The organism is Pseudomonas sp. CCI1.1 (assembly GCF_034348165.1).
GTDB lineage: Bacteria > Pseudomonadota > Gammaproteobacteria > Pseudomonadales > Pseudomonadaceae > Aquipseudomonas > Aquipseudomonas paracarnis.
In genome coordinates this window covers 4454329-4465046 of sequence record NZ_CP133780.1, presented here as the reverse complement: position 1 = coordinate 4465046, position 10718 = coordinate 4454329, and the positions used below count along the sequence as shown (strand labels likewise).

The 10718-nt window shown below is 62.2% G+C and carries 11 protein-coding genes; 3 read left to right on the top strand and 8 right to left on the bottom strand.

All coding sequences use genetic code 11. From position 1 onward, the window contains the following. Window positions 1-4: 4 nt before the first annotated feature. Window positions 5-928 (top strand): type VI secretion system-associated lipoprotein TagQ, encoded by a 924-nt coding sequence (tagQ, locus tag RHM69_RS20320; RefSeq protein WP_003195532.1) that lies wholly within the window; start codon window positions 5-7, stop codon window positions 926-928. Window positions 929-1052: 124 nt separating this feature from the next. Further along, on the top strand, window positions 1053-1427 hold the full coding sequence (locus tag RHM69_RS20315) for a hypothetical protein (protein WP_003195530.1): 375 nt from the start codon (window positions 1053-1055) through the stop codon (window positions 1425-1427). A 129-nt stretch (window positions 1428-1556) separates the two neighbouring features. Here RHM69_RS20315 and RHM69_RS20310 read toward each other — a convergent pair whose 3' ends face one another. From RHM69_RS20310 to exbB, 6 genes are all read right to left on the bottom strand, one after another. Beyond that, the gene (locus RHM69_RS20310) at window positions 1557-2957 is read right to left on the bottom strand and encodes an aminoacyl-tRNA deacylase and HDOD domain-containing protein (protein ID WP_014720489.1); all 1401 of its coding nucleotides are present in this window, start codon (window positions 2955-2957) and stop codon (window positions 1557-1559) included. A 77-nt stretch (window positions 2958-3034) separates the two neighbouring features. After that, on the bottom strand, window positions 3035-5110 hold the full coding sequence (gene recG / locus RHM69_RS20305) for an ATP-dependent DNA helicase RecG (protein ID WP_003195525.1): 2076 nt from the start codon (window positions 5108-5110) through the stop codon (window positions 3035-3037). A gap of 8 nt (window positions 5111-5118) precedes the next feature. Next, a complete protein-coding gene (locus tag RHM69_RS20300; RefSeq protein WP_003195523.1) occupies window positions 5119-6039 on the bottom strand; it encodes a hydrogen peroxide-inducible genes activator in 921 nt (306 codons plus the stop codon). Between the two features lie 156 nt (window positions 6040-6195). Then, window positions 6196-6942, bottom strand: coding sequence for an energy transducer TonB family protein (locus RHM69_RS20295; protein WP_003195521.1), 747 nt, complete (start codon window positions 6940-6942; stop codon window positions 6196-6198). Further along, window positions 6939-7364, bottom strand: coding sequence for a TonB system transport protein ExbD (gene exbD, locus RHM69_RS20290; protein WP_003195519.1), 426 nt, complete (start codon window positions 7362-7364; stop codon window positions 6939-6941). The genes RHM69_RS20295 and exbD overlap by 4 nt, the downstream gene beginning before the upstream one ends. 6 nt (window positions 7365-7370) lie before the next feature. Beyond that, window positions 7371-8354, bottom strand: coding sequence for a tonB-system energizer ExbB (gene exbB / locus RHM69_RS20285; RefSeq protein WP_032873316.1), 984 nt, complete (start codon window positions 8352-8354; stop codon window positions 7371-7373). Window positions 8355-8542: 188 nt separating this feature from the next. Between exbB and RHM69_RS20280 the strand changes: the two genes are divergently transcribed. Continuing rightward, a complete protein-coding gene (locus RHM69_RS20280; RefSeq protein ID WP_014720486.1) occupies window positions 8543-9394 on the top strand; it encodes an SDR family oxidoreductase in 852 nt (283 codons plus the stop codon). A 125-nt stretch (window positions 9395-9519) separates the two neighbouring features. Here RHM69_RS20280 and RHM69_RS20275 read toward each other — a convergent pair whose 3' ends face one another. Together RHM69_RS20275 and RHM69_RS20270 are read right to left on the bottom strand one after the other, a co-directional pair. Further along, on the bottom strand, window positions 9520-10260 hold the full coding sequence (locus tag RHM69_RS20275; protein WP_014720485.1) for a hypothetical protein: 741 nt from the start codon (window positions 10258-10260) through the stop codon (window positions 9520-9522). Window positions 10261-10316: 56 nt separating this feature from the next. Then, complete coding sequence (locus RHM69_RS20270; protein ID WP_003176922.1) at window positions 10317-10697, bottom strand: RidA family protein; 381 nt, start codon at window positions 10695-10697, stop codon at window positions 10317-10319. Window positions 10698-10718 lie beyond the last annotated feature (21 nt).

Here is a 10718-nt window from a genome sequence, read left to right as displayed (position 1 = left end):
ATCTATGCTTTTTTCCCGTAAGGCGGTTTCCAAGCGTCACCTGCTGCTGATCGCAGCTGGTTTCAGTACCGTGTTGACTGGTTGCGCTACGTCGCCTGCGTCCAAGGTGGCGTCGAGCACCAAGGTCGAGTACTACCCCAACTGCTACGAGCCGGTGCAGCACCTGCGCGCCACCGATTCGGACATGACCAAGTCGGTCGTCACCGGTGCCGCGATCGGCGCGGCCGGCGGTGCCCTGCTGGGCGCGCTGACCGGCGACAAGGACAGCCGTGGCCGCAATGCCGCGATCGGTGCCGCAGGCGGCGCCCTGGCTGGCGGTGCGGCGGGTTACTACACCGAGCGCCAGAAACAGATCACCGATGACAACCAGCGCATCGCGTCCTACTCCACCGACTTCAACAAAAGCGCCTCGGACATCGACCGCAGCACCGCCTATGCCAAGGCCTCGCAGCAGTGCTACCAGAGCGCATTCACCAAGCTGGTGGCTGATCGCAAGGCCAAGACCGTCAACGACACCGAAGGCCGCAAGCGCCTGGCGGAAATCGTCGCGGGTCTGAAGGAATCCAATGACCTGATCGTGACGGTCAACGGCAAGGCCAGCGAAGACCTGAACAACTACACCCAGGCGTACGAGAAAGACCTGCAACAGGTCGGCGTACAGCGCAGCGATGTGGTGACCGTGGCCACCGCCGATACCACGCCAGTGGTCGCTCCGGCCAAGGGCAAGAAAGCCGTCAAGCCAGCCAAGAAGCCGGTGCTGCCGACAGTGCCGAAAGAAGCGGTAACCACCGAACGTAGCATCCAGACCGTGCAGGCCAAGCAAGCTGAAAGCAAGCAGGTCGCCAGTGCGGGCAAGACCCAGATCGAAGCAACCTGCCGCAATCCAAACCTGGCCGATTGGGCGCCAGTGCCATGTCCTAACGTTTAAGTACTTGTTGCTATAAGCGTTAAACGCCAACCGATCTGCGCCTAAAGCGCGAGATCGGTGGCGTTCTTTTTGCAAATCGTTACACTGCTGCGGCCACTCCAATAAATACACCGAGGCCGTGTGCATGAAATTTCGTCTTCTCCTGTGGGTGCTGGGCCTGATGATGGGCAAAGCCAGCCGCACCAACCCCGCCTTCCAGCAGCAACTGGGTGACAAAGACCTGGCCTTCCAGCTGCAGACCCTCGACGGCAAGGTTGCCCGTCACTTCATCGTCAAAGACCAGCGCATCACCAGCCGCTCAGGTGTCCACCCGGCGCCGGCCTTCGCCATTGCCTTCAAGGATGCCGCCTACGGCTTCGCCACGATGCAGGCGAAGAACAAGCAACTGGCGTTCATGACGGGGATTCAGGACAAGTCGATCCAGATCAAGGGCAACCCGGCACTGGTGATCTGGTTCCAGGGGCTGACCAAGTATTTGAAGCCGAAGAAAAAGAAGTAGGCGGTCAGGTAGACCGAGTTGAATTCATCGCAGGCAAGCCAGCTCCCACAGTTGACCCTATTTCAACGTTGGAACGCGGTCACTGTGGGAGCTGGCTTGCCTGCGATAGCGGTGTAACAAGCGCCAGATTTACCCCTGGCTGAACTGCGAAGCCAATTCGCGCAACAGCACTTCGGCATCCAGCACTTTACCGACCACATCCTCCGCCTTCTCGCGGCTCAAGCCCAGGCGCTCAAGCAGTGCGTCCGGAATGGATTCATCCGGCCCGGAGCCAATCCCCCGGCTGCGCAACAGGCGCACCGCCAGGCACACCAGGTTCGGATACTCGGCGTATTGCCCGTCGTACGTCGGGTCGTGCTGGAAGCGCAGGGCGGTGCACAATTCGTCCGGCATGTCCCAATAGCGCATCAGCCAGGCGCCGATCTGTTCGCGGCTGATGCCCAGCAAGTGTTGCTCGACGTAGCTGTGGCACAGGTGCGGGTTGACCTCCAGGTGCCGGCAGATCAGCGAGAAGTGCGGCGGAAACACGTGGGCCAGCAGCAGATAGCCGAAGTTGTGCAGCAAACCTGCCAGGTAGGTCAGGCCGGCTTCCGGGCGCTGGGCGCGGGGCATGGCACGGGTCAGGCCTTCAATCACGGCGGCGGTGTAGATCGACTGGTGCCAGTACGGCGTGGACAGGTGCGGGCGGTCCTTGGGCAGGCTCAGGGTTTTGCCCAGGGCCAGGCCCAGCGCCAGGTTGATCACAAGATCAAAGCCCAGCACGCGCACGATGGCGTCTTCGACTGAGCGGATCTTGCCCGGCGAAGCGTAGTAGGGCGACGCGGCCCAGCTTACGACCTGGGCGGCGAGGGCCGGGTCGGTTTCCACCACGCCGGTGATGTCGTCGATGGTGGCATTGGGATCGACGCGCAGCTTGATGATCTTCTGCGCGGTGTCGGCCAGCGGTGGAATCTCGATGGTCGCTTCCAGGCGCTGCTGAATACGACGCGCGGTGAAGGCTTGCATCGCCTGGGTGATTTCCTCACGGTCATCATTGGGGCGGTCGAGATTCGGGCGGATGTTGCTCAAGGGTTCCCCGAACTGCGCGGCGCTGGCCTTGGTGAGCAGGCTCTTGAAGGCGTCGCTGGGGATTTCCAGCAACAGCCCGGCTTCGCCCGAATGCACCAGCAGGCTCGGCTCATTGAGCAAGCGGCCTTCGTACAGGCATGGCGAACTGGTCAGGGGCGGCAAACCCGGCAGCAGGCTCAGGTCATGCTTGCCCAGCATGCGCTCGACACGCTCGGGGGCGACGGCCGTGAGGCGGCGACCGGTGAGTTCGGCGAGGCGGTTGAGGTCCAGCAACTGGCTTTGGGGGAACAGCACCATGAGCGCGCCAACCGCATCTTCAAGCAACACCGCCTGGACCTTTTGTGCAGGGTTCAGGCCAGGCTGTTCGATGACTTCCGTGTAGGGGATGGCGAGCTTTGCGAGCAGCGCCCGAATGACCGGCGGGGCGGTCAGTGGGGCTGTGGCGAGGGCAACTTCTGACATGGCCTGATCCAATTTCTTACATTCATTGGAGTATAACCAGCTTGATACGGGTGTTGGTCGGATAAGTGCGTCAGGCGTCACACTTGGCCGTATTGCTGGCCGTGCCGCAGCCAGCGGTTGAGCAAGGGGCTGACGTGATCGGGCCAACGTTCGAGCAATGCTTGCGCAGCATCGCGCACGGCGGGCAGCAGGTCGGCATCGCGCATCAGGTCGGCGACCTTGAATTGCAGCAGGCCGGTCTGGCGCGTGCCGAGCATTTCACCGGGGCCGCGCAGTTCGAGGTCTTTTTCGGCGATAACAAAACCGTCGTTGGTTTCGCGCATGATGCCCAGTCGCTGGCGACCGATCTGCGACAGTGGCGGGTGATAGAGCAGCACGCAGTGGCTGGCGGCACTGCCCCGGCCAACCCGCCCGCGCAGCTGGTGCAGCTGCGCCAGGCCCAGGCGTTCGGGGTTTTCGATGATCATCAGGCTGGCGTTGGGGACGTCCACGCCCACTTCAATCACGGTGGTAGCCACCAGCAATTGCAGGTTGCCGGCCTTGAACTCGGCCATCACTGCGGCTTTTTCCGCCGGTTTCATACGGCCATGGATCAACCCCACCTTGAGCTCACCCAAGGCACTGGTGAGGTCTTCATAAGTGGTTTCGGCGGCCTGACAGGTCAGTTCTTCGGACTCTTCGATCAGGGTACACACCCAGTACGCCTGGCGGCCTTCGGCGCAGGCACCGCGCACGCGCTCGATCACTTCGACACGTCGGGTGTCGGTGACCAGCACGGTGTTGACCGGCGTACGCCCCGGCGGCAGTTCGTCGAGGATCGATGTGTCGAGGTCGGCGTAGGCGCTCATGGCCAGGGTGCGTGGGATCGGCGTGGCGGTCATGATCAACTGGTGCGGGTTCATGCGCCCGCCCACGCCTTTCTGGCGCAGGGCCAGGCGCTGTTGCACGCCAAATCGGTGCTGTTCGTCGATGATCACTAGCGCAAGGTTCTTGAACTGCACTTCGTCCTGGAACAGCGCATGGGTGCCCACCACCATCGGTGCGCCGGCGGCGATCTGCTCCAGGGCGGCCACGCGGTTCTTGCCTTTGAGCTTGCCAGCCAGCCACGCCACCTCCAGGCCCAGCGGTTCGAGCCAGCGCTTGAAGGTGATGAAGTGTTGTTCGGCGAGGATTTCCGTCGGTGCCATCAGCGCCACTTGATAGCCAGCTTCCAGGGCTTGCAGGGCGGCGAGGGCAGCGACCACGGTCTTGCCTGCCCCTACGTCACCCTGGATCAACCGCAGCATCGGTTCTTGCTGGCTGAGGTCGTAGGCGATTTCATTGCCCACGCGCTGTTGCGCGCCGGTCGGCGCAAAGCCGAGGTTGGCCAGGTATTGCGCAGGCAGCCGCGTGGCCTTGGGCATCGCCGGGGCGCGCAGGGAACGCATGCTTTCGCGCAGGCGTTGCTGGGACAGCTGGTGCGTGAGCAGTTCTTCAAAGGCCAGGCGATGCTGGGCCCAGTGATGACCGAGGGCGAGTTCGTCCACATCGGCATCGGCGGGCGGGTGATGCAAATACCGGATCGCATCGGCCAGGGGCGCCAGCTGATAGTCGCGGGCCAGCTCCAGGGGCAGCCAATCGGGCAGGCTTTGCGGGCCGAGCATGGTCAGGGTCTGCATGCACAACTGGCGCAGGCGTTGCTGGGTCAGGCCCTCGGTCAGCGGGTAGATCGGCGTGAGCGTGGTGTCCACCGGCGGCGGCTCATCGCCGGTAATGGCGCGGTATTCCGGGTGGTAGATTTCCAGGCCCGATGCGCCTGGGCGTGCCTCGCCATAGCAGCGCACGCGGGTGCCACGCTTGAGGCCTTCCTTCTGCGCGTTGCTGAAGTGGTAGAAGCGCAAGCTCAAGCCGCCAGTGCCGTCCTGCAGGCGCACCACCAGGCTGCGGCGCTTGCCCATCACCACGTCGGCGCCACTGACGGTGCCTTCGATCACCGCGTCTTGCCCAGGGCGCAAATGGCCGATGGGCACCACGCGGGTGCGGTCCTGGTAGCGCAGGGGCAGGTGGAACAGCACGTCCTGAAGGTTCTCCAGGCCGACCTTGGCCAGCTTCTCGGCCATGGCCTCACCGACACCCTTGAGTGCCGTCACCGACACCTGCGACAGCTCAGTCATACCGTGGCTTAGCTCGCAACGGGCGGCTTGGCCACCGAACACAGACGGATCGAGTCCGCGAGGATCTCAATCGCTTTGGGGCGCGGGAAGCTGGCGCGCCAGGCAATCGCCACGGTACGGAACGGCACCGGCGGCGTGAGTGGGCGAACTTCGATCACGCCCTGGGCGTAGTGATGGCTGTCTACCGCAGACAGCGGCAGGATCGAAATGCCCAGGCCGGAAGCGACCATATGGCGAATGGTTTCCAGGGAGCTGGATTCCACCGTGGTGTGCTTGGCGCCGTCGTTGCCCTTGGTCAGGGTCGGGCAGGCTTCCAGCACCTGGTCGCGGAAGCAGTGGCCTTCACCGAGCAGCAGCAGGCTCTTGTCGTTGAGCAGGCCGGCGTCGATGGTGTCCTTCTTGGTCCACGGGTGAGAGGCTGGCATCAGCACATAGAACGGCTCGTCGTAGAGCGGCAGGGTCAGCACGTCCGCTTCGTTGAAGGGCAGGGCGATGATGATCGCGTCCAGCTCGCCGTTGCGCAGTTTGTCGCGCAGCACGTGGGTGAAGTTTTCTTCGATATACAGCGGCATCTGCGGCGCGACGCGATGCAGTTGCGGGATCAGGTGCGGGAACAGGTAGGGGCCGACCGTATAGATCGCGCCGACCTTGAGCGGCGCGGTCAGCTGGTTCTTGCCGGCCTGGGCCAATTCGCGAATGCTTTGCGCCTGTTCCAGGACCTTCTGCGCCTGGGCAACGATGCCTTCGCCCACCGGGGTGAGGCGAACGGCGCTCTTGCTGCGCTCGAAAATCAGCACACCGAGTTCGTCTTCAAGCTTTTTCACACCCACCGACAGCGTCGGCTGGCTGACGTGGCAACGCTCGGCTGCATGGCCGAAGTGCTGTTCTTGGGCGAGGGTCACGATGTAGCGTAATTCTGTGAGAGTCATAGCGGGCGTCCATGAGGTTGCGGGCCAAGCATACCGGCTGCAATCGATAGACGCACGTTATCAGAACTTTGCTGGGGATTGAGTGGGGAGTGTCGGAATTTTGCTGAGGTAATAAAGCGAACGTGGGAGGGCACCAGTCCCTCCCACAGTGCTCTGTCAGCGGCGACGCTTGTCGATGTTGTAGACGAACGGCGCGACCAGTTCGACGCTGCCGTTTTTCAACAGGTCTGCCGGTGGCTTGGGTAGCGGCTGAGCCTTGCGGATCATCTCAAGCGTTGCACGGTCCAGGTCGGCGTTGCCGGAGCGGCCTTCCAGTTCGTAGGACAGCACATTGCCTTCGCCATCGACCACGAAGCGCAAGCGGTTCATACCTTCCTTGCCACTGCGTTGGGCGCCGGGCGGGTACTTCTTGTACTTCTGCAGGTGCGCCAGCAACGTGCTTTGCCAGGATGCCTGGGCGGCCAGCTGCTGTGCCGACGGGCCCGGTGTAGGCTGGGCGGACTTCTGCGCAGGTGCGTTGCTCGGCGGCGTTTCGCTCGGTGGCTCCTCGGAAGGTTTCTCCTTGGGCGGCTCGGGCTTCTTCTCCACCGGCTTTGGCGGTTGTGGCTTAGGCTTGGGCTTAACCGGCTTGGGCACCTGGATCGTTGGCTTGGGCGCCTCGGCCAGCTTCGGCAGGGGCAGCTCTTCGACCGGTGGTGGCGGCGGCGCAACGACCTTGGGCGGTGCTGGAGGCGGCGGTGGCGCTGGCAGCGGCGCCAGGTCGATGACCATGGCGGCAGGTGGCAGCTGGATCGCCTGCGGCGCGGACCATTGGAGCGCGATGATGATCGCGACGGCATGCACGCCCAGCACGACGGCGAGGCTGGTGCCATAACGCGTCAGTTTGTGGCGCGTCGTGATCATTTCTTGGCTGCCGTCTCAAGTCCGACCAGGCCTACCTTGAGGTAGCCGGCTGCCCGCAGGGCATCCATCACGCTCATCAGGTCGCCATAGTCCACGCCTTTGTCGGCCTGGAAGAAGATCGTCGTGTCTTTCTTGCCTTGGGTCTTGGCATCCAGCACCGGCCCCAGGGTTTCAGCCTTGACCTCTTCTTCGCCCAGGAACAGGCGTTGGTCCGCCTTGACGCTGAGGAATATCGGTTTCTCTGGCCGCGGCGCCGGCTTGGCGCTGGACGCGGGCAGGTCCACTTTGATGTCCACGGTCGCCAGCGGTGCCGCCACCATGAAGATGATCAGCAGCACCAGCATCACGTCGATAAACGGCGTGACGTTGATTTCGTGGTTCTCGACGAGTTCGTCGTCGCCTTGATTCAAATGCAGGCCCATGGCCGATTACCCCACTTTCACCATGTGCGGTTGCGAGCTGCGCTCGGTAGGCAGGTGATCGAGGTCACGGCTGACCAGCAACAGGACTTCAGCCGATGCATCCGATACCTGAGCCTTGTAGCCGGCAATCGAACGGGCGAAGACGTTGTAGATCACCACCGCAGGAATCGCGGCAACCAGGCCCAGGGCGGTAGCCAGCAGGGCTTCGGCGATGCCGGGGGCAACGACGGCGAGGTTGGTGGTCTGGGTTTTGGCGATGCCGATGAAGCTGTTCATGATGCCCCACACGGTACCGAACAGGCCGACGAAGGGCGCAGTGGAACCGATGGTGGCGAGTACGCCGGTGCCACTGCTCATGTTACGGCCGCAGGCGGCAACCAGGCGCTCCAGGCGGAAGCTGACGCGCTCCTTGATGCCTTCTTTTTCGCGAGTGTTGGCCGACAGGCGCATTTCTTCCAGTGCGTCGTGCACCAGCAGGTTAGCCAGGGTGCCCTTCTTGGTCGCGGTTTCGCTCGCTTCCTTGAGGGTGGTGGCTTTTTTCAGGTGGACGATTTCAGCGCGCAGACGACGCTTGGCGCCCAACAGCTCGAAGCCTTTGGCAATCCAGATGGTCCAGGTGATGATCGAGGCAATGGCCAGGCCGATCATGACGGCTTTCACCACCACGTCAGCATTCTGGTACATGCCCCATGGTGACAAGTCGTGGGCCATGCCCAGGGTGTTGTCTTCCTCAAGCACCACGCCGGTTTCGTCGGCAGGTGCGGCGGCGCCGGCGGCCTGGGCCGGGTCGGTGGCCACTGGCGCGACGGCAGGCGTTGCCGCAGTAGCGGCATTTTGCTCGGCAGCTGCCGGAGCGGCGGGGGCAGTGGCGTCAGCGAATGCGGCGGTCGGTGCCAGCAATACGCTGAACAGCATCGCAGCAATCGCACGCCAGGCGCGGGAGGGGCTGTGAAGCTTGGTTGGCGAAGCGGGGTTTGTATGACGTGTCATGCTGGCCGGACCTGAGAGAAAAAATGGGTGATCGTCCTTCCAGACCATTTCGGGTCGAGGACAAATGGGCGGTTATTATTGCAAGTAATTCTTGTTAACTAAAGTGGCACTGTTACTTTATTTCGCTTTTTACTGGCCGTTGATCCACTCGCGCGGCTAATCTGCGCCTTTGAGAATGGAGTTTTGTGATGTCTGTGCCTTCTGTTGTGATTGCCGGTTGCGGTGATGTGGGTAGTCGGCTGGCTAGCCAATTGCTGGCCTCGGAATGGGAGGTTCATGGCCTGCGCCGCGATATTTCGCGCCTGCCCGACGGGGTGATCGGCATCGCCGGCGACCTGTTCAAAAAGGACTGCCCTGACACCTGGCCCATCGGCGGGGTGGATTACCTGGTGTACTGCGCCGCTGCCACTGACCACGACGAAGCCGGCTATCGCGCCGCCTACGTGCAAGGGTTGCTGCATGTGCTGGAGTGGCTGGAAGACTACGGCCAGACGCCCAAGCATTTGCTGTTTGTCTCCAGCAGCAGTGTGTATGGGCAGCAAAACGGCGAGTGGGTCGACGAAACGTCCGAGACGCAAGCGAAGGGCTATTCCGGGCAGGTGATGCTGGAGGCTGAACAGGTGGCGCTCAACAGCGGTATTCCAGCGACCATCGTGCGACTGACCGGGATTTACGGCCCGGGTCGTGAATGGCTGCTCACTCAGGTTCGCCAAGGCTATCGCGTTGCGGTTGACCCGCCGTTGTATGGCAACCGTATCCACGCCGATGACGCCGCGGGCCTGCTCGCCTTTTTGCTGCGGCATGTGGAAAAGGGCGGTTCGCTGGACAAGGTCTACATCGGCGTTGACGATGCGCCGGCACCACTGGCCGAGGTGGTGGCCTGGTTGCGCGAGTACCTGGGTGTGACCGAGTGGGCTGAAGATGCAAGTGTGCGCCGTGCTGGCAGCAAACAATGCAGTAATGCGCGTATCAAGGCGCTTGGCTGGATGCCGACATACCCGACTTACCGGGAAGGCTATGCGGCGATTCTGAAAGGCTGAAGCGCGCAAAAAATGTGGGAGCTGGCTTGCCTGCGATAGCGGTATATCAATCACATCTTTGTTGGATGTAATACCGTCATCGCAGGCAAGCCAGCTCCCACATTTGGATTTGGGTGAGGCTTTTATTACTTTTCAAGCAACCATTGGCGAGGGCCTGGCGTAAACGAAGGCACTTCATCGGCCTGTGCGGTATTGATCGCCTGGAAGATCTCCAGTTGCTCACCCTTGCGCGCGAAGATCCAAGGGTTGCCCTGGCCGTTCAGTTGCAGCCAGATGCTGTCATAGCCGCCGCTCATGGAGGCGCAATCGCCTGCCAGGCAGAGTGAATAACGATCAACCCCCGGTAGGCCGGCGACCTTGCCGTCTGCCTGGAACTGCACCGTGGCGCCGCTGCCGGTGCCGTCGCTGATCTTCCAGTCGCCGCCCATATAGGCCGCGTACAGCGCGCGTTCGAAATTGGCGCCCAGTGGCGCGCCTTCTGGGGCCGGGTCTTTGGCGCGGGCAAACAGCTGCTCGGGCTCGTTGTCGTTGGCCACTTGCAGCAGTTGCTTGCCTTTGCGCTTGAGTTCAGTGGCAGAGCTGCCATAGAAATCCACGTTCCATGCGCCGGGCTCTTCACCCGACAACTTGCCTTCCGCCACTTCAAAACCGTTGTAGTAGCGGGCCTGCAAGGCCTTGGTGTTGACCTCCCACTCAAGGTTGGGGCCATAAGACTGCAGGGCTTCACGCAAAGGGCCGCCCTTGGCCGCCGCGTCGATGGCGGCCTGGTTGATCCAGGTACCGCTTACATCCAGGTCGGCGGGGTTACTGGCACAGCCACCGAGCAACAGGGCGAGCAACGAAGAGGCTACAAGCGCTTTGCGCATTACGAAATCCTTCTGAAACGAAGTCGGCGCAGCCTTTTGGGGCTGCGCCGGGTGTTTTACTCGATGACCAGAATGGCGTCCATCTCAACCTGTGCACCCTTTGGCAGGGCGGCCACGCCGATGGCGGCGCGGGCTGGGTAAGGTTGTTCGAAGTACTTGCCCATGATCTCGTTGACCTTGGCGAAGTGGCTGAGGTCGGTGAGGAAGATGTTCAGCTTGACGATGTCCTTGAACGAACCACCGGCAGCTTCAGCCACGGACTTGAGGTTTTCAAAGACCTGTACGGTCTGGGCTTCGAAGCCTTCAACCAGTTCCATGGTCTTTGGGTCCAGTGGGATCTGGCCGGACATGTAGACGGTGTTGCCCGCCTTGATCGCCTGGGAATAAGTGCCGATGGCGGCTGGAGCTTTATCGCTGGTGATAACTGTCTTGGTCATGAATGACTCCTTGTAATGGAT